This is a genomic window from Francisella philomiragia, from assembly GCF_018135955.1.
GTDB classification, from domain to species: Bacteria; Pseudomonadota; Gammaproteobacteria; order Francisellales; family Francisellaceae; genus Francisella; species Francisella philomiragia.
Window position 1 is genome coordinate 312,481 of sequence record NZ_CP063138.1, and the last position, 23,017, is coordinate 335,497.

Consider the following 23,017-nt stretch of genomic DNA (forward strand, 5'->3'; position numbering starts at 1 on the left):
TAATAGTATATTAGTTTTATATTAAAATGAATTAGATTATTATCTAGTTTTCACACCAATTGAAGCTAATCTCTTTTCGATAGATGGATGAGTAGAGAACATATCAGACATATCTCCACTGCCTATACCAGCACTTAGTGGATCAAAGATATATGACGCACGACGGAGATTTTCATTTTTATTATGCTTATAGCTATATTGAGCTTCTGCTGTTTTACTATCGCCAGCAATCTTTAGTAGAGCATTTGCCATTGGTACATTTGTACGCATTAGCTCAACTGCTCCAGCATCTGCCATATACTCTCTTGTACGACTTAAGAACAGCATCATAAATATCGTAAAAATTTGTAACACATATCTTAAAATCATAATAATGATAAAAAATACGGCAGCATTATTGTTACGATTATTGCTACTGCTATTATTATTGTTTCCTGAGAAAAGTGCGGAGTAAAATAAGAAATCCATAATAATAAGCATCATATTAGATAAAACCATAGTAAACAAGTTAAGCTTAATGTCTTGGTTTCTAATATGAGTTAGCTCATGTGCCATAACTGCTTGCAACTCATCACGATTAAGAGCGTTTGCAAGTTTTGTTGTAATAGCAACCATTGCAGATTTTTCTGAGTAACCTGATGCAAAAGCATTCATATAGTTTGCATCAATTAAAAAAACCTTTGGCATATATCGCATACCAGCTGCTACTTTCATTTCTTCAACAACATTATATACACGACGAGCTAGGGGATCTTGATTATCTGCTGAGATCTCATGATATTCAGTTCCAGATAGCATGATTTTGTCATACATACTAAAAGTGATAAATATCCAAATTACTGCTATAGCAGATATGATCATGGTAGCATAAGGTGGTATTTGAAATGTTGCTAATGCATAAAATACTTTTGATATAGGTAGCTCAATACCATATCTATTGTAGTAAGCACTTGCAAATTCACCATATCGCCAAAAAGTGTCAACAAAAATTCCTAGCAGAAAAAAAACAATTAGGAATGTTGCTATGACAAAATATGTGCGATAAGTATTTTTGCGAACAACTTCACGCCAGTCAACAGAGCCATATTGTAGATTATCAGTATTTGACATCTTATAATTCCACTCTAGAGTCTTCTAGTTGTTGTTTTTTCTCTTCTGAGATATTCCAATATACAAATTCTTCATTTAGTTTCTTGAAGATATTAACTACCATGCCAGCAAAGAAGGATTTTTTATGGGCATTGTATCTTTCTATTGAGTCATTAAGAGCTTGTTTAGCAAAAGCTAATTTATTTTCAGTAGATGTAATTTCCTCTTGTAACTGAATTACGTTTTGATTAGCTTTTAACTCTGGATAATTCTCAAATTGAACATTTATACCTTTCGCTAGATCTGAGATTTGATTTTCAGCATTTATTCTCTCTTGAATATCGCCATTTGCTTTAGCTAGATTAGCTTGGTTTCTTAGTGCTACAACTTGCTTTAATGTTGTTTTCTCGTAGTCCATATACTTTTTGACAACATTTACTAATGAGTCAAATACTTTAGCTCTACGATCAAGCTGTACATCGATTTGTTTTTCAGAATTTTTGACAGTTTCGATCTCTGCTATTAGTTTGTTGTAAGTCATAACTATATATACAGCAGCTATAGCTATAATTATCAGTAGAATTATTCCTATAGACATTTTATTATCTCCGTTTATTTGAATTTGTGTTACTTATGTAAAGATGACTCCAAAGCCTGAGATTTTCAAGTTTTATCTTAGCTATTTGATATCATCTTCTATAAATTTACAAAAAGCTTGTGTCAATGCGGTGTGGTATTTCTTCTCGTGAAGTAGTTTGTAGAAGTTTCTAGATAAATCGAGGTCTTTAGTTTCAAGTATGCAATATTTAGCAGTATCTAAAGCTTGAGTTGTAATTACTTCAGATATACAAGCTAAGCAGTCGCTATATGCAATATACTGCTTTATTGCTTCTGAGCTGCGTAGAGTTATAGCTTTTTTTATGCTTGATACTTTATCTTCAAGAGCATTGAAAAATATTTCAAATGTTCCAGAGCCCTGTTCTCTCATTGCCCACTCATAATCTAAAAGATCTTTTATCTTGATATTTTTTTTCTTAGTTAAAGGGTGGTCAATACGACAAATTACTTTTAGACTATCTTTTGTCCAAAGGTAAGTCTCTAATGTTTTACTATTACATTCGCCTTCGACAAAGCCTACATCACAGTTTAGTGACTCAACGCTATTTATAATTTCTTTTGTATTACCAGAAATAATTTCAAAATCTGTATCTGGATGTAACTTTCTAAACATCGCGACATATTTTGGTAATACATAGTTAGCTATTGTGGTACTGGCACCAATAATTATCTTTCCAGATAATTGAGTGCTATTTAAGCTAAATAATTCAAACTCTTCAATTTCATCTAAAATTTTGATAGCCTTTGCTAGTAGGTTTTTACCATTATCATTTAGTTTCATTCTTTTACCAACACGATCAAATAACGTCGTATCAAGCATATTTTCAAGTTGTGATAGTGACATACTTGCAGCAGCTTGTGAGATGAAACACTTTTCAGCACCAGCGCTAATTGATTCAGATTTTGCTGTATTTACAAATACCTGTAATTGTTTTAATGTGATTCGCATATTTATATTTTAGTAATACTTATATTACAAAATTTTATTATAAGATTTTCTGATATTCAATATAGATAAGATTTATTAAGACAGTATATTGATGATTGAGTATAATATGTTTTAGGTAAATAAATTAGGTTAGTTATGGAAAGCTTTATAAGATATAAGTGGGCAGTGGTAGGTGCTGGTCCTGCTGGTATGGCAACTATCGGACAATTATTAGACAGTGGTATAAATGCAAAAAATATACTTTGGATTGATCCGAATTTCGGTGTTGGTGATTTTGGTAAAAAATGGGGCGAAGTTAGTAGTAATACAACAGTAGAGTTATTTTTGAGATTTCTTAATGATATGAAATCTTTTGAGTTTGAAAAAAGATTACAAAAATTTGCTCTAGAAAATTATGATAAGCAAGGATTCTCGCAGTTAAAGGATGTTGCACAACCTTTGCAATACATTACGGACAATTTACTCCAAAAAGTTGACTATAGTTTAGATACTATTGCAGAAATGAAAGTGGCTCAAGGCGTATGGAATCTCTATGGCGCAAGAGAAAACTATATGGCTGAGAAAGTTGTTCTAGCTACAGGCTCTATACCTAAAACTTTGAATATTCATAATCCTGAAACTACAAAAGAAATTGATCTTGCTTCGGCATTATCGCCATCTAAGTTAAAAAAAGAGCTTCTTGATGGTGATAGAGTGGCTGTATTTGGATCATCTCATTCGGCAATGATAATTATTAGAAATTTAATTGAGCTCGGTATTGAAGAGGTTGCTAATTTCTATCGTCAACCATTGAGATATGCTATCAACATGGGGGATTGGATTCTTTACGATAACTCAGGTTTAAAAGGTGAGACAGCTAAATGGGTTAGAAAAAATATCTCCCAAAATTTAGATAGTCGAGTCAAAAGGTATCTATCAACTAGTGAAGAGATAAATAAACATTTACATGAATATAATAAAGTTATTTATGCAGTAGGTTTTGATCAAAGAATACCTTGTGTAGAGAGTATCGATGCTAGAGTTTATGATCCTACAACTGGAATTATAGCACCAGGGCTTTTTGGTGTGGGTATAGCATTCCCACGTAAAGTAACAGATCCTAATGGTAATATTGAGTTAAATGTAGGTTTATTTAAGTTTATGAATGATATTAAGCGCTTTCTACCATTGTGGTTAAGATATGATATTTAGCTTATTTTAGTAATCTGAGTGAATTTATAATTACAATCAGAGTAGCTCCCATATCAGCAGCTATTGCCATCCATAAAGTAGCTAAATCAGTTATCGCAAGAGATATAAAAATCGCTTTTATAGCAATAGCAAAAGTTATATTCTGTTTTATTATTTTTAATGTTTTCTTTGAATGCTTGATAAGCCAAGGTAGCTTTGCAATATCATCAGACATTAAGGCAATATCTGCAGTTTCTATTGCGATATCATTACCTATAGTACCCATCGCAATACCTAAATTAGATCTTGCTAGTGCAGGAGCATCATTGATACCATCTCCAACCATAGCAATATTCTCATACTTATTAGCTAGTTCCTCAACTTTAGCAACCTTATCTTGAGGTAGTAACTCTGCATAGAATTTATCAATTCCAGCTTGTGTAGCGATAGACTGAGCTGTTGCAGTATTATCACCTGTAAGCATGATGGTTTGATTAATCCCAAGTTTTTTTAGTTGTTTGAGAGCATTGTTGACGTTATTTTTTATCACATCTTGTATAGCAATGATACCAATAATATTTTCATCACTACCAATGAAAATCAATGTTTGACCATTATTTGCAAGTTTTATCGCTTGCGCATGTAGATCTTCATTATTACATAGCCGTTTTTCATGAGCAAAAGCATGGTTTCCAAGCCAAAAGCTACTTTCATTGACTTTTCCTATTACTCCTTTACCACCTAAAACCTCAGTATTTGTCGCCTGTGTAAACGTTATATTGTTATTTTTGGCATAGTCTAAAATAGCCTTAGCGATTGGGTGATCAACAGAACTCTCAAGACTTGCAGCTATGGTGATTAATTGTTGTTGCGAATAATTTTGTGTGATGATTATTTCTGTAATAGAAGGATTGTCTTGTGTTAATGTACCTGTCTTATCAAAAGCAATAGCTTTTAACTTAGCTGGTATTTCTATAAACTCACCACCTTTGATCAAGATCCCATTTCTAGCAGCTTTTGCCAAACTTGAAACTATTGAAATTGGTGTAGATATCACTAATGCACAAGGGCAAGCGATAACTAGTATTACTAAAGCTTCATAGCCCCATTTAAGCCAAGATTCATTTAGTAAGAGTGGAGGGATAGTAGCTATTATAATGGCTAAAAATATCATTGTAGGGGTGTAAATCTTAGCAAACTTATCAACCCATTTCTCTGCTTTTGAGCGTTTTGATTGAGCATGTTCAATAGCTTGGATTATTTTTGCAATCGATGAGTTTTCAGCTGTACTTGTTGTTTTTATCTCAATCGCGGAGTTTCCATTTATACTTCCTGCAAAAACTTGATCACCAATGGTTTTTTCCACAGGAATAGATTCACCTGTTATAGGTGCTTGATTTATATAGCTATTACCTTTAAGTATAATTCCATCTAGAGCAATTCTTTGTCCAGGTTTTATTAGAAGAGTTTTGCCTATATTTATTTCTGCTAGAGGCTTTTCTTCAAATTGTTTATCATGACAACAATAAACTAGAGCTGTATCTGGAGTTAGTTTCATAAGCTTTGTTATCGCTGATCGAGCATTTGCGACACTCCATGATTCAAGCAAAAGTGAAAAAGCAAACAAAAAGCTTACTACGGCTGCTTCAAATAATTGACCAATAATAATTGCGCCAGTTATGGCAATTAACATTAATAGGTTCATATCAGCATCAAGCCTTTTAATAGCAGAGATTGCTTTGGGTAAAACAAACCAGCTGCCAAATAAAATAGCTATTAAGTAAGAAGCTTGAGATATAAGAGGAACTGTTTGAGAGATGCTTTCATCACCTATAAATGCATGTACAAAGCCATGATTTATACTATGATACAAGTATGCAAAAATGATGAATACTCCACTAAGTAGTGTCGTAATTAGTCGAGAGTATTTAGTTAAAAAACTGATGTTTTGACTTTCTGTAATATGCTCATCCCAAGTAATTGCTTTTAACCCTACTTTTTTTATTAGAGTTATAATTTCTTTTTCAGAAACATTTTGATTATCAATAGATAATTTACCGTTGAGTAGGTCAAATTGCATACTATCTGCGGCGATTTTTTTACTTAATGCTTTTTTAATAATATTGACCTCTTCAATACAGTCTAATCCATATACTTTAAAGCTTTGATATTGTTTACTCATACAATACTCTCCTTTGCATGTATCTCTGGTAAATGTTCTAGATTTTGTTGTATTAAGTTCTTGACTAGTTTTTGATCGGCTTGAATAATTTCGTCATCATTAAGAGTGTCTAGTAGCCAATTTAACTGCTCTTTGAATGCAGAATTAAAATAAAAGTAGTGGAATCTGCCTTGTTTGCGCTTACGTATGAAACCATTACGTCTAAGTATATCTAAATGTTTAGATAATGTTGAGTTTGCAAGTTTGAAAATATGAGCTAGATGACAAAGGCATAATTCATGCTGATATATAACCATTAGAATTCTAATTCTAGTTTCATCACCTAATGCTTTTTGAAAATCTACGATATTTGCTAATTTCATTTTTATAAAACCATGTTTCGCGAATTAACGAAATAATATCTATAAAGTTTATTATATTCAAGTGATATAGCAGATTTTAATTTCTTTTTTCAAAGTTAATGCTAAAATCTCTCAAATTTCTAAATTAGAGGATTAAATAATATGTCTAAAAGAGTGATTTTTATTTTATTAACTTTAATTTTTTCTATGAGTTTAAGTTATAGTTCTGGAGAATATGCTAATAAGACTTATATAGAAAATGTTGTCAAAACATTTGATTTATCAACAGATAAGAATATAAAAATACTAGACATAAAAGATCATCAACAAACTACCGATTATACTTGTGGACCATCTGCAGTTATGAGCTTACTTAATTATTATGGAGTTCTTGAGGATTCTCAAATGAATCATCAAATGGAGTTGCAAATAGCTAAAGAAATGGGTACAAATGATGATTATGGTACTACAGCGCAACAGATAGCTAACTGGCTAGAAAAGCATGGTTTTGAGGCGAAATATGCTACTGATGGTGATATCAAACTGATTTATCAGAGTATAGATAAAGGTGTACCTGTACTTGTAGATTGGATTGATTGGGGAGGGCACTGGACATTAGTATCGGGATATCAGAAGTTGGGGAAAACAATTGATGATGATAAAGACACATTATTTATGATTGATCCAGCAGCACATTTTAATAATGTGAAAACAGTTTATGGATTGAGTGCTATTAATCCAGATAGATTTCAATATATGTGGCAAGATTCAAAAGGTATAAAAGGAATCTATGTTATAGCACAACCTAAATAATAGCTTTTACTCTGCCAAAATTATTACAGGTGCTGGAAATGATTTAGATGAAAAACTATTTATTTGATGTAAGTTACTAGCATTAGACACTGAAATAATACTTAAAATTGTTACCACTGCTAACATAATCTTTTTCATTTCTCATTCCTTAAAATACTTTCTAATATTTGATGTGTGTATTATCTCAGCATATTTACGCAATGTTAAATATATTAAATGTATAAGTTTGATAACAAAAACTTATGATGTGTAAGTGTTTACAGTTTAACAACTATAGAATATAGTAGATATAAAAAGAAAACAGGTTTAGTTTATGCACAAGAAAATACTTGTTTTAGGTGCTGGTGCTTGGGGTACTGCACTGGCATTGCAGTTAGCTTATAAAGGCCATGAAGTGAGAATTAACTCTTGGAAAGCGGAGCATAACGATCAAATGCTTGCAGAAGGTAATAATCAAAAATATTTACCAAGCATAGAAAAATTCCCGGATACACTAAAAGCTATACAAAATTGGCAAGCTAGTATTGAATATTTTGATGATATATTAGTTGCAACTCCTAGTTCGGGTTTTAAGAAGACTATTTTTGAGCTAAAAGACTGTATGCTGCCTCATCAAAATATTATTAGTGCTACGAAAGGGTTTTGTCATGATACCTATGCGCTATTGAGTGAAATAGCAGAAGATATTATACCAAATACAAAATTCGCCTTATTAACAGGCCCAAGTTTTGCCAAAGAGGTAGCTAATAAACTTCCGACAGCTGTTGTAGTAGCATCTAAAGATATTGAGTACGCTAAATATACACAAAAGCTTTTCAGTAATGAGAATTTTAGGTGTTATACAACTACAGATATTATAGGTGCTCAGGTTGGAGGAGCTGTTAAGAATGTCTTAGCAATTGCTGCAGGTATTGCTGCGGGTATGGATTTTGGTGTTAATGCTCATGCAGCACTAATTACAAGAGGTCTAGCAGAAATTAAAAAGTTAGGACTTAAGCTTGGAGCTGATGTTGAAACATTTATGGGCTTGAGCTGTCTTGGTGATTTGTTGCTTACTTGTTCAGACAATCAATCGCGTAACCGTAGATTTGGATATTACCTAGGTCAAGGCATGTCTATAGAGGAGTCTTTGCATAAGGTAAATAATGTCGTAGAAGGATATTCTACTGCTATAGCAGTGTATAAGCTTGCTCAAAAGCATGGAGTAGATATGCCTTTGGTCTTTGCTACTTATAGAGTTCTATATGAGAATGTAGATCCAAAAGATATGGTTAGACAACTTATGACTAGACAATTAAAAAATGAAAATTAATCTCCTCCAGCCGCTTGCTCAGGAACATAATCTTTTAGATTAGTTTGTTGCATTTTTACTTTTGTATTAAATGCATAGTCTCCTACTTTAACCAAAGGTTTGACAAGTATAGAGTTTTCCCATAGTGAATTATCTTTTACAGAGTCGAAAGAATTAAGTGTTGAGCAAGCGATTGCAAATATAAAGCCAAAACGCACTAAAGCTATAAAAAATGCTAAAAGCGTATTTGATAGACTTTCTTTTTCTTTATTATTACGCATAAATACTTTCATTACACCAAATATGATTAAGTATGCGCAGACTAATACTAAAATAAATGACACAACATAGGCTGTAGCAGGATCCTCTATTAATGAGTTTATATATGCAAGCTGTACTTTTTGGGCTAAGATTCCAGACATTATTACAGCAAATACCATAAGTATTAGTAATACAATATTCTTAAAAAGTCCTTTGACAGCAGCAAATAAGCTTAATATTAAAATTACAATTACCAATAAGATATCTAAAAAATTAATACTTGCTAAAAAATCCATTTTCTATCCTGCTATTATATCTTTAATTTGATTCAAGTTTGTTATCCCAATAATCTCAATACCATTAGCCTTTAGAGATTTTGAAACATTGGCTTGAGGTATAATAATTTTCTTAAATCCATGTTTCTTTGCCTCATTTATTCGTTCTATACCATAAGGTACGGGTCTAATTTCACCTGATAAACCAACTTCTCCCATTATTAGCATATCATGAGGAATCTCTATTTCCTTTATACTAGAATATATAATCAATATTAGTGCCAAATCAATACTTGTTTCACTAATTTTGATTCCACCAACAACATTTAAAAATACATCTTTGTCATATAAGTCAATATGCATATAACGTTGAATAATAGCTAGTATCATTGCTAGTCGGTTGCTATCAATACCTACACACAATCTTCGTGGAGGTTGGTTGATGTTTTTGTCCACAACTAATGATTGTAGCTCAACAAGTAGAGGGCGTGTACCTTCCCAAACTGAAACGATAACACTACCAATTAAATTTGTGCGACCATTATTTAAGAAAATCGCGGAAGGATTTTTGACTTCTTTCATACCTTTATCAGTCATTGCAAAGACACCAATTTCATTTACTGCACCAAATCTATTCTTTAGTGCGCGCATCATACGATATCTGCCATTGTCTTGGGATTCTATAAATATTACCGCATCAACAATATGTTCTAATACTCGTGGACCAGCAACCTCGCCAGACTTAGTGACATGTCCTACCAAAAAAATAGATATCTCGTGTTGCTTAGCTATTTGAGTGATATAAGCTGTAGATTCTCTTACTTGCGAGACGCCTCCGACCATAGATGAGATATCAGGGTTATACATAGTTTGGATTGAGTCTATTACAACTACTTCTGGCTTGTGTTCTATCATATAGCTAGAGATCTGTTCTATATTTGTCTCGCACATTACTAGGAGATTATCTTTAGGGAGATTTAATCTTTCTGCTCGTAGAGCTATTTGCTCAAGAGATTCTTCACCACTGACATAAAGAACTTTTTTTTGTAGTGATAAAAAGGACATAATTTGTAGTAGTATTGAAGACTTACCGATACCAGGATCTCCACCAACTAGTGTTACGGATCCTTTTACAATTCCACCACCAAGTACTCGGTCAAATTCAGATATGTTAGTAGACATTCTGGAGTGTTCTTTACCTTTGATATCAGCTAGTGCTGTAGCTTTTGAGATACTGCCAGCAAATCCAGCTCTGGCTATAGGTGTTTTTTTTGGATCAGGTTTTATCTCTTCAACAAATGTATTCCATTGATTACAATTATGACATTGCCCTTGCCATCTAGGTGAAGAAGCTCCACATTCTTGGCAAATAAAAATAGTTTTTTGTTTAGCCATAGCTCAATTTACTTTGCCTTATAACCTAATAGATATTTAGAAAGCACTCTCTCTGTTTCAGAAGCATTAGGGCCTATGAACTGTACTATATAGCGATATCTTTCTGTATTTTCATTATTAAGTGAAATACTTGGTGGGAAAACAGAAATAATACGACCTTCGCAGCCAACTTGTTCTTTTAGTTCAGATAAGGTTACAGATATTCTTACTATATCATCTAAATGTAATAGTTTTGAGCTACTAATCTCTAGACCACCATTTTTAATTAATTTAACAAAGTGATTGTATAGTTGTTCACGATGATCAAAAGAGTATTCTTTTTCAAATTTAATATCGTTTTCACTATAGTCAACATCTGTATGCCCTTCAACTATTTCGCTAGAGTCATCACTGTCTTCATCATTTGTATTAATTAATTCATCATTAGTTATGTTATCGTCATCAATAATTTCACTATTGTCACTATCTTCATCTATGATCGAATGATCTATATCAAGTCCTTTAGTTTCGCCTAGATCAATTTCAATAATATTCACATTTTCATCATCGATATCGATATCATCACTGATATCATCATCTGTGTCATACGTATCAGCGGTAGTCTCAATCAAGTCATTTTCAAAATCATCTTCTAATAATAAATCATCAGCTAAATCATCTGAGTTTTGTTGTGACTTTTGTCCTAACATTCCACCTCGAGGACTACTTTTAGTACTAGTCTTTTTTTGACTAGTAGAGGAAGTTTTTTTTAGGAGATCTAATCTACTCATTTTATGTGCCTCTTAGCCCTTTTTGAGCGAAATTTTCTATATCCATAGTATATGATGCTTGAGATAAATATGAGAATAAATAACGATGAAAGTTTATGCTCATATATCCACAATTTAATATTTGCTTTATTTACTATTTGTAATAAAGCATTGCCAAATATATATCCTAAAGAGATATATATAGTTGACCAAATAAAACTGCTTATAGCATCTAAGATCATAAATTTAGCTCTTTTTACTTTACTAATACCCACAATCAAAATAGTAACTGTTCTCAAGCCATATAGAAATCTTATACTTAATATTGCTAATGTTTCATGTTTGTCTAAAATCTCCAAAGATTTTTGAGCTTTATAATGCCAAGAAGCCTTCTTTGTAAGAATTCTCTCCCCCATGAATTTCGAAATAGTAAATATTGTGTTGTCATGGAGTATAGCTCCTATTGTAGCAGCCAAAATAACTAGAGGATAATTAAACATAGCAGCAGCTGTTGCTATACCAACCATAATTAGAAATATTTCACCTTCTATAAAGACTGCTAGTATGACCGCTAAATATCCCCAGTCTATTAATAGGCTCCAAAATTCAGCTTGGGTCATACTCACCTCCTATAGGAATTTGTGATTAGCAATTCATCTATCAAAACTAATGCTAGCATTGCTTCAGCTATAGGAACACCTCTAATACCAACACAAGGATCATGCCTGCCTTTTGTGATAACTGTAGTATCATCGCCATTTATATCTATACTTTTACCAGGTTGTAAAATACTTGATGTTGGTTTAAAAGCAAGTTTAGTAATAATATCTTGCCCTGTTGATATACCACCTAATATTCCCCCGGCATGGTTTGTTAAGAAACCTTGTTTTTGAGTTATTTCATCGCGATGTTCGCTGCCTTTTTGAGCAACACAGTCGAAGCCATCGCCAATGCTGACTGCTTTTACAGCATTAATACTCATCATAGCGTAAGCAATAGTAGCATCAAGCCTATCAAAAACTGGTCTACCAAGCCCTGCTTCTAAGCCAGTAGCAATGACTGTAACCTCTGCACCGATTGAGTCTCCTTGTTTACGAATATTATGAATTAAGCTTTCACAGCTTGTAATAGCATCTCTATCAGCTATGAAAAAGGGATTTTGATTAATAAAATCTTTTTCTATAAAGTCGATCTTGAGATCACCAATTTGGGAACAGAAGCCAAAAATTTCGATGCCATGATGTTTAAGTATTTTTTTTGCTATTGCACCAGCAGCTACACGCATTGCTGTCTCTCTAGCAGAAGATCTTCCGCCACCACGATAATCACGAATTCCATATTTTTTGAAATATGTATAATCAGCATGGCCTGGGCGAAATTTATCTTTTATTTCGCCATAATCTTTTGATTTTTGATCTTGATTTTTTATTATCAGACCTATTGGAGTTCCTGTAGTTTTACCTTCAAAAACACCCGAGATGATTTTAACCTCATCAGGCTCTTTGCGTTGAGTTGTAAATTTTGATTGACCTGGTTTACGTCTATCTAGCTCAAGTTGTATATCTGCCTCACAGAGAGGGATATTACTTGGGCAACCATCGATAATCGCTGCAAGTGAATCACCATGGCTCTCGCCACATGTTGTTACTGTAAAAATTTTACCAAAAGTATTTCCTGACATAGTCAACAATAATAAATAGTGTATTTTTTTATAATAGCATAAATGATAACTAAATTTGTCTAATCTAATATTCATTTTAGACAAAAAGCTTCTTTGTTTCTAATATTGCCCTAGTATGTAAGATTAAACTTATTAGCTTTTTATATATTAGGATTTTTAGATTTTTTAGTTTAAAGATGTTTCTGTTAGGTTTTTGAGTTTTTATAGAACAGTTTTTGAACAATTAATAAAGGTATTGTTACAGTTACTGCAATCAGTCCTATTCTTATACTTGGTGGCGCGCAAAGCAAGAAGCTATTAATTACGAGGCACAAAAGTCCTAACCAAGCTAAGATAATAAATGGTGAGCAATATCCTGTAAAAAGTTTTTGCTTGTGGTTTTTGTATGTCTGAGGTAACCAGTATATAAAGCATATCAACACTGCAAGAATAGTTGTGATTGTATACATAATATTAGGTTTATAGCGAATAGCTAATATTGCAATTGTAATTAGCATCACAAAAACCAAATTGATTACTTCAGGCATTCTTTTGTTATTAAAAGATATTTGTAATTGTTGTATTGTGATTCCAATTAGACAACCCATGGCGATAACTAGAAATCTCCAATCAAGGTTTAGACTAACTATTTGTACAATACAACAAAGTGTAAAAATAAGTAGACTAAATTGAGTAAACATACTTATATTATTTAGAGCTTCTTTATTTTTTGAGTTGTGCACAACCTGAGGAACAAATTGTATCAAAAAGATTACGAGCGATATATTTAGGATTAGTTCACTAAGTTCTTGAGTGTTGGTTGATAGTTCCATGCGTAATAAATTTATTAAACTCAATATTTAATTTATTAATAAATTATATGGTCGTAGTTAACTAAAATCTAGCTATTATTGGATAATCATTGTAATACAAGAGTTATTTTTTGTAATAAAATTTCTGTACTAAAAGTATTATCAATGCAGGAAGAATTATTAATGCATTTGGTGTAAATGTTGGTCCCCATGAGAGTATAAAACTACTTGCTATATAAAGGCTAGTTCCTATTAATGCTATCAATATAAAACATAAGCAAAAACCGTCAGCTCTTTTTTGTTTATGGTTTTTGTAAATTTGTGGTAACCAATACAATGTATTTACAATAAAGCCAATGTATTCTATTAAACTATATATTTTTTCATTATCAGAACCCATCGCAAGCAATGCAAGCATAAACAGAATAATAAAGCTGAAGTTAACTATTTCAGGTAATTTCTTGTGAAAAATAGAAATTTGTAGCTGTTGTATGGATACTCCTATTAAATATATTATGGCAACTGTTGCATACTGCCATTCATATCCAAAACTAATGGTTTGTATAATGTCACATAATACGGTTATGAAAATTCCAAGTTGAGTTAATACACTAATATTAGATAGAGAGTTTTTGTTTTTATAATTGTGTATTATTTGTGGAATAAACTGGACACAGTATAATATGATAGAGATATTAAAAATAATTTGGCCAAAAAATATACTGTCCATTACCTCTATCCTTATTTAAACATAATGTATTTAAATGATAGCACTTATTAAAGTTTTAACAAATAATTACATCAAAGGTTTATTTGAATAGGTATAAATATTTACCATAACCTTCTTTTTGCATATCTTCTTTAGGTATAAATCGCAAAGCTGCGGAATTCATGCAATATCTTTTGCCGCTAGGTTGCGGACCATCATCAAAGACATGACCTAGATGAGAGTTTGCATATTTAGACAGAACCTCCGTTCTACTTATAAACCAGCTATTATCATTTCTAGTTTTGATAAATGAATTATCTATAGGTTTTGTGAAGCTTGGCCACCCAGTTCCAGAATCATACTTATCTGTAGAGCTAAACAAAGGTTCACCAGATACCACATCAACATAAATACCTTGTTTATGGTTATTCCAATATTCGTTATTAAAAGCTCTTTCAGTACCACCTTGTTGAGTTACATAGTATTGTTGTTTACTTAGATTAGCCAAGGCTTTTTGTTTATCAAAATTTTGCCAACTAGGTGTATCTGCAAAGCTAATTAATGGAATAATCATAAAAATGATCGATAGTATTTTATTCATAAAATTCTCCTCTTAGCAACATACTTTAGATTATATATTTTTTTATAGTTGATAACATTAATTGCAATTTAAACTATGGATTAAAAAAATAAATATTTGTATGATTGTAAATGTATAAACTACAATTTTTAGAGGTGTATATATGAATAATGTTTATAAATTATTAGGTGTTGGGATGATTACGTTTTTGTTGGTGAATTGTTCACTTATGCCTGAGAAGAAAGAGTATGACCTTAATCATGATTTTGAATTAATTGTCCATATGAAAGATGTTAAAACTCAAAAAGAAGTAGGCACGGTTACAATATCTCCTTATATTCATGATGGTAAGCAAGAGGGTATGCTTATTACTCCTTATTTATATAATTTACCAGCGTCAAGTGTACACGGTATGCATATCCATATTAATCCTAGTTGTGATGATGGTGGTATGGCTGCAGGTGGGCATTGGGATCCTGATAATACTGGTAAACATCTTGGTCCTTATAATGACAATGGACATAAAGGGGATTTACCAGAGCTGGTTGTAAATGCTGATGGTACAGCGACTGAACCTGTAGTAGCACCAAGACTTGATTCTTTAGAAGAGCTTGAGGGACATAGTTTGATGATTCATGAAGGAGGCGATAATTACTCAGATACTCCAAAACCTCTAGGAGGTGGAGGCACTAGAATGTGGTGTGGGGTTATTACGGATTAGATTATGAGTTATGAGGTTATAGCTAGGTTAGGTTTTTTTCTATTTATTCTTCTTGGGATTTCTATTTGGGAGATTGTCGCTCCTATGCGCAAACTAAAGATTTCTAAAGTCTCTCGTTGGTTTAATAACCTATTGCTAGTGTTTTTAGATACTTTGATATTAAGAATCTTATTTCCTACAGCTGCTGTTGGAGTGGCTATATTTTGTCAGCAATATAATTTAGGATTATTGAATCTTTTTGATATACCTGCTTGGTTTAAGATTGTAGTAGCTTTTTTAGCTCTAGATTTTACAATATATCTTCAGCATTTATTATTTCACTATTTACCATTGTTATGGAGATTTCATAAGGTTCATCATATTGATTTGGATTATGATGTTACCACAGGACTACGTTTTCATCCTGTAGAGATAGTTTTGTCAATGTTAATAAAATTTATGGCAATATTTCTTATTGGAGCACCTGTATTAGCAGTTATCATTTTTGAAATTGTTTTAAATGGTACTTCGTTGTTTAATCATGGCAATATTCGCTTACCAAAATCGTTTGATAAATTTTTGAGATTGTTTATGGTAACACCAGATACGCATAGGGTACATCACTCTACAATACTTGCTGAAACAAACTCTAATTTCGGTTTTAATCTAATTTGGTGGGATAAGATAATGGGCACTTATATTGCTCAGCCTAAGAAAGGACATATTGAAATGGATATAGGATTAAATAATTATAGAGATTCTAAAATTACTCAACCTCTTTTAAGTATGCTTAAAATACCTTTTTCAAAAAAATAGGCTCTTTGATTATTTTTGTACTTTTTCTTCTTGAGATAAAAAAATACACACAACAAGGGATAATCATCGCTGGAGCACCAAAATAAAAAGCTCCTCTTATATCTTCGTTAAATAGTGTTAGTACTAAACATAACACTTGTATCCAAATTCCAAAAAGAGGTATGTATGGGAATAATGGCGTTTTGAATACCATTTTTTCAACAGCATTTTTTTGTACCATTTGCTTTCTAAAGTTATATTGTGACCAACATATACAGATCCAGCAGATTGTAGCGGTGAAGCCTGACATAGCAAGTAGGTTTGTAAACGCAGCCGAAGCAGTTAGCTTAAATGAAAGTATCAAAAATATCCATACTCCAGCTATACTGACATATACAGCATAATGCGGTATTGAAGAGCTATTTAATTTTCTAAAAATACTAGGAGCCATTCTCATTCTAGATAATCCATATAGAGAACGAACAGCTGCATAGAAGCCACTATTTGCACATGAAAATGCAGCTACAAGTACTACAAATGCAAATGCTCCAGCAAATTTATCAAGGTGATAGTGTTGTAGTGCTGTAGCAAATACAGAGTCGCTTAAATTCATTTGTTGCCAAGGAAAAATTGTTGCTAACAGGAATACTGGGATTACATATAATCCTACAATTCTTACTGCTACATGTTTAGCAATTTTAGGCATTTGCTTTCCTGCATCGTTAGATTCACTTGCAGCTAATCCAATGATTTCAGAGCCTTGGAAATTTACTAGTAATATGACCATTGTTGTGATTAGGATTAATTTTCCTTTAGGAAAAAAACCCTCTTCACCAACAATATAAGTGCTACCTAGTACACCACCAGTATCATTATTGATAATATTGAAAAATATAAGTATAGCAACTAAGCTAAATAGTCCTAGAGCTATGATTTTTATAAGAGCTAACCAGAACTCAATCTCACCAAAGAGCTTAACTTTAGTAAGGTTTATGATTGTTATAAATAGCCCAAACAGAGTTGCCCACAGGTAAGTTGGTACAGAGGGCAAAAATGTATGCATGATTATTCCGCCAGCTATACATTCCGAAGGAATATAAATTATCCAGTTAAGCCAGTATGACCATCCCATACCGCACGCTATTGAAGGAGAGACGTATTTTGCAGTATAGTGAATAAACGATCCGGAGTTTGGCGAATTTGCCGTTAACTCAGCCAAGCATAGCGTAACGCAGTACACAATTATACCGGCTAATATATATGCTATGATAGCTGCTGGACCAACTTCTGAGAGAACATACCCTGTACCTAAAAAGAAACAGGAGCCAATAATACCGCCAAGAGCTATTAGCTCAATGTGGCGAGGTTTTAGAGTTTTAGCTAATGCCATAACACTACCTCCAAAAATTGTTACACAAAGTACCTGAAAATACAGATTATTATTTTTTTTTTAGTTTATTGGTTTTTTTAGCGCTTTGAATTTTAGTGGATAGTTAGTTGCTATCGTAATTCAAAGCAATAAACTCATACAAAAATACTTAGATATGATTTCTGTATTCTCACGTACTTCATGTATGAGGTGAGCGAATTATAGACCTGTTTTTAAAATTTCTCAATTAAAATTTACACCTAGTGAAAACTTGAATTAATAATAGTTTTATTTGATAATGTTGTTTAGATAAAAAATACCTTAGACACAGGAGTTGGTATGTCTAATTTAAATGAAGTTGGTAAAGTCTATGAGCGTCCTTGGGGAACTTATCAAACAATTAATTTTACAGATAAGAGTCAAACTAAAATAATCACTGTAAAGCCTAAAGGACAATTATCTTTACAGAAGCATTTCAAAAGGGCTGAGCATTGGGTAGTGGTAACAGGTAAACCAACTATAACTGTTGATGAAAGTGTCAAAGAATATAATGTTGGCGAGCATATTTTTATCCCTAAAGAAGCGGTGCATAGATTAGAGAACTTCACAGATAGTGATATTCAAATTATCGAAGTTCAAGTTGGTGACTATCTTGGTGAAGATGATATTGTACGCTTAGAAGATATTTATAATCGCGGTTAATTCTTTATTTTCCATAAAAAAATTCTTATTGAATCTCTAATCATCTAAAATATACCTTATAGCTAATTTAAATCAATCATTAGGGATTTACTGATGAGTATAAAATCAAAAGCAGCTGTAGCATATAAAGCAGGCGCTCCATTATCTGTAGAGATAGTAAATGTGGCATTACCAAGAGATAATGAAGTTCTAGTTGAAATTAAGGCTACTGGGATATGCCATACAGATGCATATACGCTTTCGGGTAGAGATCCGGAGGGACTTTTTCCGGCTATATTAGGTCATGAAGGAGCTGGTGAAGTTGTAGCAGTTGGCAAAAATGTAACATCTGTTAAACCTGGTGACCATGTTATTGCTTTGTATACTCCAGAATGTAGAGAGTGTGAGTACTGTTTAAATCCTAAAACAAACTTGTGTCAAGCAATTAGAGAAACTCAAGGAAAAGGTCTTATGCCAGATGGTAGTTCAAGGTTTACTACTCAAGATGGTAGAGAGATTTTTCATTATATGGGTTGTTCAACTTTTTCAAATTATACTGTTCTACCGGAGATTGCTGTAGCTAAGATTCGTAAAGATGCGCCTTTGGATAAAGTTTGCTATATCGGCTGTGGAGTGACAACTGGTGTTGGCGCTGTAGTTAAAACAGCAAATGTTGAAGCTGGTGCTAGTGTTGTTGTATTTGGTCTTGGTGGGATTGGTCTAAATGTTATTCAAGGCGCTAAGCTAGTTGGAGCAGGGCAGATTGTTGGTGTTGATACTAATAATGATAAGAAAGCATTAGCAGAAAAATATGGTATGACAGATTTTGTTAACCCTAATGAAATTGATGAAGACTTAGTGCAGTATTTAATCCGTTTAACAGGAGGCGGAGCTGATTATAGCTTTGAGTGTATTGGCAATACAAAAGTTATGCGTCAGGCTTTGGAGTGTGCTCACAAAGGCTGGGGTGAAAGTGTGATAATAGGCGTTGCTGGAGCTGGTGAAGAGATATCTACTAGACCATTCCAGCTTGTAACAGGTCGTACTTGGAAGGGTTCAGCATTTGGTGGTATGCGTGGCAGAACAGATGTGCCAATGATTGTTGATTGGTATATGGATGGTCGTATTGATATTGATAGTCTTATTACTTCAAATATTAAGATAGAAGATATTAATAAAGGCTTTGAAAATATGCATAACAATATAAGAACAGTAGTTACTTTTTAAATTCTCTATATATTTATTTCCTGCGGACATTCTCGTGAATGACTTGATGATTAAATCAACAGTCTTTAGATTAATTCATTATCGATGTTTGATAGTAAATTTGTTAGATAAGAAATTATAGGAAAAACTTAGAAAATAAATTACTTGTTGTTATAAGCTTTGATAGCTTTATCTAGAAGCTCAAGAGCTCTTTTTAGAGCTTTTTCTTCTAAGATGTATGCAATTCTTATTTCATCTTTACCAAGACCTTTAGTTGCATAGAAATCCCCAGCAGGAGAAACCATTACTGTTTCTTTATTATCTTCAAAGTCTGTTAGTAACCATAATGCGAACTTCTCAGCATCATCAATAGGAAGTTTAGCAATTACATAAAAAGCTCCAGTAGGCTTTTCACAAACTACATTATCCATTTTTGAAAGAGCTTCAAAAGTTATATCTCTTCTTTTTTGGTATTCTGTGTTTACTTCTTTTAAGTAATCTTCAGATACTTCATAAAGAGCTGCAGCACCAATCTGTTCAAGAGTAGGTACACATAGTCTAGTTTGGCATAGTTTAGTAACTTCTTTGATGAACTCTTTATTTTTTGTACAAAGAGAACCAATTCTAGCACCACAAGCACTGTAACGCTTAGATACAGAGTCAACGATGATAACACGATCTTCAACACCTTTAATATTACCAAAAGATGTACAAGTAAGACCATCATAAGTGAATTCTCTATAAACTTCGTCACTTATTATGAATAAGTCTTTCTCTTTAGCTACTTCTGCCAAAGTTTCTAGTTCTTCTTTAGAGTATACAACACCAGTAGGGTTACCAGGGTTAGAGATCATGATAGCACGAGTTTTATCAGTTACACATGCTAGAATTTCTTCTTTTGAAGGTAAGTGGAAACCTTCTTCAGCTTTTGTAGTGATTGGTCTAATTGCTACATCAACTGCAGTTGTAAAACCATTGTAATTTGTATAAAAAGGTTCTGGTACAAGTATCTCTTCGCCAGCATTACAAACAGCAATCGCTGCAAATATTAATGCTTCTGAGCCACCATTTGTGATTAAGATCTCGTCTTCAGCAAAATCCATACCGAATCTTTTGTAGTATTTTGAGATTGCCTTGATTAGGCTAGGCTCACCGTTAGCTACTGAGTATGCGATAGTCTCTTCATCAAAAGCTCTGATAGCATCCATAAACTCACTAGGAGTTTTGATATCAGGTTGACCTATGTTTAGGTGGTAAACCTTTTTGCCTTGCTTTTGAGCTGCTATAGAATACGGCACTAACTTACGTACAGGAGAGGCTTGCATAGCCTTAACTCTTCTTGATAATTGCATTTAGTAAATCCTTTTTGTTTGACATTGGTTAAGATATACAATTTGATTATAATATATTTTCAAAGCTTAAAAAATTATAAATTAGTAAAAATAAGCTAATTATTTGAACTTGTTACTTGTTATTTATTACCAGCTATTTGATCGAATGCCTTTTTCGATTATTAATAAATTTAGAATTTCTACAAAAGTATATATAATGAAGGGGTTACAATATTTCGGGTGATATTAGTATGCTACAACATCTGGCTATTAAAAATTTTGCGATTATAAAATCTACAGAAATTGACTTTAGAGAGGGTATGACTGTTCTAACTGGAGAGACAGGAGCCGGCAAGTCAATTTTACTTGATGCTTTGAGTTTTGTACTTGGTGCGAGGTTAGAGAAGACATTTTTACAAGATGGTAATGTAACTGAAGTTTCAGCGACATTCTGTATCAAAGATAATCAGAAAGCAAAAAGACTATTAGATGAACTTTTTGTTGATTATGAGAATGATGAATGTACATTTAGAAGAGTGGTTAATAAGTCTAAACAAAGTCGCTTATTTATAAATGGTAGTGTTGCTAAGGCTACAGATGTCAAAAAAATCTCAGATAAGCTTATAAATATTTATAGTCAGAACTCTCATCAAGATTTGCTTGATCCTAAATCACAATTGGGCTTATTAGATAGTTTTGCAAATAATGATGAAGTTTTAAAAAAAGTCTCTGGAGCTTTTTATCAGTTACAAAAAGTCAATGCAGAAATATCAGAGCTTCAGGAGTATGTAGATGGACAAAATAGCCAGCGTGAACTCTTGGAGTATAAGCTTGATGAGCTTGTGGGATTAAATCTAGAAGAGAATGAGTTTGAAGAGTTATCCCAGCGTCAAAAAGATCTCTCAAGTGTTGATGATATTGGTTATAGTCTTAACTATATTTCAAACTTAATGTATGATGCTGATGTTAATGTTATAGCGATGTTAACGGATCTTGAAAAAGAAGTATCTAAACTTGATGAAGTATCTTTCAAAAACCTTCAGGAGCTGATTTCACAAACTAAGGTGTATGCTCAAGAAAGCTATGATGAGGCACAGACTAGACTGGAATCTCTAGAGCAAGATCCAGAAGAGCTAGCAAAAGTTGAGCAAAGAATGAGTGAGATATATGAATTCGCGCGTAAACATAAGGTTGAACCTAGCTATATGTATCAGTATATCCAAGAGCTGCATAGTGAGTTAGAAAACTTTAGTCAAGATGGTGAGAAGCTAGTACAACTTAATCAACAAAAGCAAAAGCTTGAGCAAGAATATGATAATTATGCTAAAGAGCTAAGCCAAGCACGTCAAATGGCAGCAAAAGAGTTCTCTAAACAAGTTGAAAAAAATATTCGTTCGCTAAATATACCTAAAGGCAGTTTTGTAGTACAGATTTTGTCATCTCAGAGTAAGACATCTAAAGGTATAGATGAGTGTCAATTTATGATTAATTTTAATCTTGGTGAACAATTAGCACCAGTTAGAAAAGTCGCATCAGGTGGTGAGCTAAGTAGGATAGGGTTATCAATTCAGGCTGTATCAGCTGCTAAGAGATCTTATCCAACTCTAGTTTTTGATGAGGTTGATGTCGGTATATCAGGGGCTACTGCAGAGATAGTTGGCAAATTGCTCAAGAAGCTGTCAGAGAGACTACAGGTGTTGTGTATAACACACCAGCCACAGGTAGCAGCTCAAGGTCATACACATTTGCATGTTACTAAGAAGTATCTCAAAGATACTACAGAATCAAAAATTATCGAACTAAATCAGCAACAGCGTATTGAAGAAATAGCTAAAATAGTAGGGGGAGTAGATATTTCAGAAAATACTCTATCACATGCTAGAGAGCTTTTGGGTTTATGATATAAATATATGGTTAATTAGAATGAGTCATGTAAAATAAAACCATTCATTCCCAATTAGGTGTGAATCTTTTGGTTTTATTTACCCCATTTTTTATTGATGTTTGCACCACCACTTTTTTTAGATTTATATAAACAGGT

The 23,017-nt window shown here is 32.8% G+C and carries 24 protein-coding genes; 8 read left to right on the forward strand and 16 right to left on the reverse strand.

The annotated features are described in order from the left end of the window. Positions 1–39: 39 nt before the first annotated feature. The 3 genes from htpX to IMS64_RS01660 all read right to left on the reverse strand — a co-directional run bounded on the left by htpX (position 40) and on the right by IMS64_RS01660 (position 2,656). Positions 40–1,110: a zinc metalloprotease HtpX gene (gene htpX / locus IMS64_RS01650; protein WP_211490706.1), complete on the reverse strand. Its 1,071-nt coding sequence runs from the start codon at positions 1,108–1,110 to the stop codon at positions 40–42. A gap of 1 nt (position 1,111) precedes the next feature. Next, positions 1,112–1,687, reverse strand: a complete 576-nt coding sequence (locus IMS64_RS01655; RefSeq protein ID WP_211490707.1) for a LemA family protein — start codon at positions 1,685–1,687, stop codon at positions 1,112–1,114. A gap of 81 nt (positions 1,688–1,768) precedes the next feature. Continuing rightward, on the reverse strand, positions 1,769–2,656 hold the full coding sequence (locus tag IMS64_RS01660; protein WP_211490708.1) for a LysR substrate-binding domain-containing protein: 888 nt from the start codon (positions 2,654–2,656) through the stop codon (positions 1,769–1,771). A 135-nt stretch (positions 2,657–2,791) separates the two neighbouring features. Here IMS64_RS01660 and IMS64_RS01665 point away from each other — a divergent pair, with 135 nt between their 5' ends. Then, positions 2,792–3,847, forward strand: coding sequence for an FAD-dependent oxidoreductase (locus tag IMS64_RS01665; protein ID WP_211490709.1), 1,056 nt, complete (start codon positions 2,792–2,794; stop codon positions 3,845–3,847). A gap of 1 nt (position 3,848) precedes the next feature. Here the strand turns inward: IMS64_RS01665 and IMS64_RS01670 are convergent, their stop codons facing one another. Both IMS64_RS01670 and IMS64_RS01675 read right to left on the reverse strand, forming a co-directional pair. Beyond that, positions 3,849–6,008: a heavy metal translocating P-type ATPase gene (locus IMS64_RS01670; protein WP_211490710.1), complete on the reverse strand. Its 2,160-nt coding sequence runs from the start codon at positions 6,006–6,008 to the stop codon at positions 3,849–3,851. Further along, a complete protein-coding gene (locus IMS64_RS01675; protein ID WP_211490711.1) occupies positions 6,005–6,370 on the reverse strand; it encodes an ArsR/SmtB family transcription factor in 366 nt (121 codons plus the stop codon). Before IMS64_RS01675 ends, IMS64_RS01670 begins: the two co-directional genes overlap by 4 nt. A 141-nt stretch (positions 6,371–6,511) precedes the next feature. Between IMS64_RS01675 and IMS64_RS01680 the strand changes: the two genes are divergently transcribed. Then, entirely contained in the window at positions 6,512–7,162 is a 651-nt protein-coding gene (locus IMS64_RS01680) for a C39 family peptidase (RefSeq protein WP_211490712.1), read from the forward strand. Positions 7,163–7,168: 6 nt separating this feature from the next. Here IMS64_RS01680 and IMS64_RS09865 read toward each other — a convergent pair whose 3' ends face one another. Then, positions 7,169–7,300 carry a hypothetical protein gene (locus IMS64_RS09865; protein WP_269077520.1) on the reverse strand — a complete coding sequence of 44 codons (132 nt, stop codon included), beginning with the start codon at positions 7,298–7,300 and terminating at the stop codon, positions 7,169–7,171. A 175-nt stretch (positions 7,301–7,475) separates the two neighbouring features. On the opposite strand from IMS64_RS09865, the gene IMS64_RS01685 reads away from it, so the two are divergent. Then, the gene (locus tag IMS64_RS01685; protein ID WP_042516860.1) at positions 7,476–8,474 is read left to right on the forward strand and encodes an NAD(P)H-dependent glycerol-3-phosphate dehydrogenase; all 999 of its coding nucleotides are present in this window, start codon (positions 7,476–7,478) and stop codon (positions 8,472–8,474) included. On the opposite strand, the gene IMS64_RS01690 is transcribed toward IMS64_RS01685, so the two are convergent. The 8 genes from IMS64_RS01690 to msrB all read right to left on the reverse strand — a co-directional run bounded on the left by IMS64_RS01690 (position 8,471) and on the right by msrB (position 14,915). Then, positions 8,471–9,010, reverse strand: coding sequence for a CvpA family protein (locus IMS64_RS01690; RefSeq protein WP_012279928.1), 540 nt, complete (start codon positions 9,008–9,010; stop codon positions 8,471–8,473). The two genes, IMS64_RS01685 and IMS64_RS01690, sit on opposite strands and share 4 nt — an antisense overlap. Positions 9,011–9,013: 3 nt before the next feature. Next, a complete protein-coding gene (gene radA / locus IMS64_RS01695; RefSeq protein ID WP_042524471.1) occupies positions 9,014–10,384 on the reverse strand; it encodes a DNA repair protein RadA in 1,371 nt (456 codons plus the stop codon). 8 nt (positions 10,385–10,392) lie between these two features. Further along, positions 10,393–11,154: a PilZ domain-containing protein gene (locus IMS64_RS01700; protein WP_211490713.1), complete on the reverse strand. Its 762-nt coding sequence runs from the start codon at positions 11,152–11,154 to the stop codon at positions 10,393–10,395. Continuing rightward, on the reverse strand, positions 11,151–11,753 hold the full coding sequence (locus IMS64_RS01705) for a DedA family protein (protein WP_012279925.1): 603 nt from the start codon (positions 11,751–11,753) through the stop codon (positions 11,151–11,153). The genes IMS64_RS01700 and IMS64_RS01705 overlap by 4 nt, the downstream gene beginning before the upstream one ends. 2 nt (positions 11,754–11,755) lie before the next feature. Next, the gene (gene aroC / locus IMS64_RS01710; RefSeq protein ID WP_035737703.1) at positions 11,756–12,814 is read right to left on the reverse strand and encodes a chorismate synthase; all 1,059 of its coding nucleotides are present in this window, start codon (positions 12,812–12,814) and stop codon (positions 11,756–11,758) included. A gap of 185 nt (positions 12,815–12,999) precedes the next feature. Further along, the gene (locus IMS64_RS01715; protein ID WP_200162504.1) at positions 13,000–13,626 is read right to left on the reverse strand and encodes a PQ-loop domain-containing transporter; all 627 of its coding nucleotides are present in this window, start codon (positions 13,624–13,626) and stop codon (positions 13,000–13,002) included. Between the two features lie 103 nt (positions 13,627–13,729). Further along, positions 13,730–14,335 carry a PQ-loop repeat-containing protein gene (locus tag IMS64_RS01720; protein ID WP_042516857.1) on the reverse strand — a complete coding sequence of 202 codons (606 nt, stop codon included), beginning with the start codon at positions 14,333–14,335 and terminating at the stop codon, positions 13,730–13,732. Between the two features lie 79 nt (positions 14,336–14,414). After that, the gene (gene msrB, locus IMS64_RS01725; RefSeq protein ID WP_211490714.1) at positions 14,415–14,915 is read right to left on the reverse strand and encodes a peptide-methionine (R)-S-oxide reductase MsrB; all 501 of its coding nucleotides are present in this window, start codon (positions 14,913–14,915) and stop codon (positions 14,415–14,417) included. A 142-nt stretch (positions 14,916–15,057) separates the two neighbouring features. Here msrB and IMS64_RS01730 point away from each other — a divergent pair, with 142 nt between their 5' ends. Continuing rightward, entirely contained in the window at positions 15,058–15,615 is a 558-nt protein-coding gene (locus IMS64_RS01730) for a superoxide dismutase family protein (protein ID WP_211490715.1), read from the forward strand. Between the two features lie 3 nt (positions 15,616–15,618). Continuing rightward, positions 15,619–16,410, forward strand: coding sequence for a sterol desaturase family protein (locus IMS64_RS01735; protein ID WP_211490716.1), 792 nt, complete (start codon positions 15,619–15,621; stop codon positions 16,408–16,410). Here the strand turns inward: IMS64_RS01735 and IMS64_RS01740 are convergent. Next, the gene (locus tag IMS64_RS01740) at positions 16,385–17,779 is read right to left on the reverse strand and encodes an amino acid permease (RefSeq protein WP_211490717.1); all 1,395 of its coding nucleotides are present in this window, start codon (positions 17,777–17,779) and stop codon (positions 16,385–16,387) included. The genes IMS64_RS01735 and IMS64_RS01740 overlap by 26 nt on opposite strands. Positions 17,780–18,097: 318 nt before the next feature. Here IMS64_RS01740 and IMS64_RS01745 point away from each other — a divergent pair, with 318 nt between their 5' ends. Further along, entirely contained in the window at positions 18,098–18,460 is a 363-nt protein-coding gene (locus IMS64_RS01745; protein WP_012279917.1) for a phosphomannose isomerase type II C-terminal cupin domain, read from the forward strand. A gap of 93 nt (positions 18,461–18,553) precedes the next feature. Further along, the gene (locus IMS64_RS01750) at positions 18,554–19,666 is read left to right on the forward strand and encodes an S-(hydroxymethyl)glutathione dehydrogenase/class III alcohol dehydrogenase (protein WP_211490718.1); all 1,113 of its coding nucleotides are present in this window, start codon (positions 18,554–18,556) and stop codon (positions 19,664–19,666) included. Positions 19,667–19,806: 140 nt separating this feature from the next. On the opposite strand, the gene IMS64_RS01755 is transcribed toward IMS64_RS01750, so the two are convergent. Continuing rightward, positions 19,807–20,997 carry a pyridoxal phosphate-dependent aminotransferase gene (locus IMS64_RS01755; RefSeq protein ID WP_004286435.1) on the reverse strand — a complete coding sequence of 397 codons (1,191 nt, stop codon included), beginning with the start codon at positions 20,995–20,997 and terminating at the stop codon, positions 19,807–19,809. Between the two features lie 230 nt (positions 20,998–21,227). Here IMS64_RS01755 and recN point away from each other — a divergent pair, with 230 nt between their 5' ends. Next, a complete protein-coding gene (recN, locus tag IMS64_RS01760; protein ID WP_211490719.1) occupies positions 21,228–22,877 on the forward strand; it encodes a DNA repair protein RecN in 1,650 nt (549 codons plus the stop codon). Positions 22,878–23,017 lie beyond the last annotated feature (140 nt).

Coding starts and splice junctions, on each gene's coding strand:
- IMS64_RS01655 (WP_211490707.1), bottom strand. CDS start 1,687: ATGTCTATAGGAATAATTCTACTGATAATTATAGCTATAGCTGCTGTA.
- IMS64_RS01670 (WP_211490710.1), bottom strand. CDS start 6,008: ATGAGTAAACAATATCAAAGCTTTAAAGTATATGGATTAGACTGTATT.
- IMS64_RS01750 (WP_211490718.1), top strand. CDS start 18,554: ATGAGTATAAAATCAAAAGCAGCTGTAGCATATAAAGCAGGCGCTCCA.
- IMS64_RS01680 (WP_211490712.1), top strand. CDS start 6,512: ATGTCTAAAAGAGTGATTTTTATTTTATTAACTTTAATTTTTTCTATG.
- msrB (WP_211490714.1), bottom strand. CDS start 14,915: ATGAATAAAATACTATCGATCATTTTTATGATTATTCCATTAATTAGC.
- IMS64_RS01745 (WP_012279917.1), top strand. CDS start 18,098: ATGTCTAATTTAAATGAAGTTGGTAAAGTCTATGAGCGTCCTTGGGGA.
- radA (WP_042524471.1), bottom strand. CDS start 10,384: ATGGCTAAACAAAAAACTATTTTTATTTGCCAAGAATGTGGAGCTTCT.
- IMS64_RS01705 (WP_012279925.1), bottom strand. CDS start 11,753: ATGACCCAAGCTGAATTTTGGAGCCTATTAATAGACTGGGGATATTTA.
- aroC (WP_035737703.1), bottom strand. CDS start 12,814: ATGTCAGGAAATACTTTTGGTAAAATTTTTACAGTAACAACATGTGGC.
- IMS64_RS01700 (WP_211490713.1), bottom strand. CDS start 11,154: ATGAGTAGATTAGATCTCCTAAAAAAAACTTCCTCTACTAGTCAAAAA.
- IMS64_RS09865 (WP_269077520.1), bottom strand. CDS start 7,300: ATGAAAAAGATTATGTTAGCAGTGGTAACAATTTTAAGTATTATTTCA.
- IMS64_RS01740 (WP_211490717.1), bottom strand. CDS start 17,779: ATGGCATTAGCTAAAACTCTAAAACCTCGCCACATTGAGCTAATAGCT.
- IMS64_RS01665 (WP_211490709.1), top strand. CDS start 2,792: ATGGAAAGCTTTATAAGATATAAGTGGGCAGTGGTAGGTGCTGGTCCT.
- recN (WP_211490719.1), top strand. CDS start 21,228: ATGCTACAACATCTGGCTATTAAAAATTTTGCGATTATAAAATCTACA.
- IMS64_RS01755 (WP_004286435.1), bottom strand. CDS start 20,997: ATGCAATTATCAAGAAGAGTTAAGGCTATGCAAGCCTCTCCTGTACGT.
- IMS64_RS01715 (WP_200162504.1), bottom strand. CDS start 13,626: ATGGAACTATCAACCAACACTCAAGAACTTAGTGAACTAATCCTAAAT.
- IMS64_RS01675 (WP_211490711.1), bottom strand. CDS start 6,370: ATGAAATTAGCAAATATCGTAGATTTTCAAAAAGCATTAGGTGATGAA.
- IMS64_RS01690 (WP_012279928.1), bottom strand. CDS start 9,010: ATGGATTTTTTAGCAAGTATTAATTTTTTAGATATCTTATTGGTAATT.
- IMS64_RS01735 (WP_211490716.1), top strand. CDS start 15,619: ATGAGTTATGAGGTTATAGCTAGGTTAGGTTTTTTTCTATTTATTCTT.
- IMS64_RS01685 (WP_042516860.1), top strand. CDS start 7,476: ATGCACAAGAAAATACTTGTTTTAGGTGCTGGTGCTTGGGGTACTGCA.
- IMS64_RS01730 (WP_211490715.1), top strand. CDS start 15,058: ATGAATAATGTTTATAAATTATTAGGTGTTGGGATGATTACGTTTTTG.
- IMS64_RS01720 (WP_042516857.1), bottom strand. CDS start 14,335: ATGGACAGTATATTTTTTGGCCAAATTATTTTTAATATCTCTATCATA.
- htpX (WP_211490706.1), bottom strand. CDS start 1,110: ATGTCAAATACTGATAATCTACAATATGGCTCTGTTGACTGGCGTGAA.
- IMS64_RS01660 (WP_211490708.1), bottom strand. CDS start 2,656: ATGCGAATCACATTAAAACAATTACAGGTATTTGTAAATACAGCAAAA.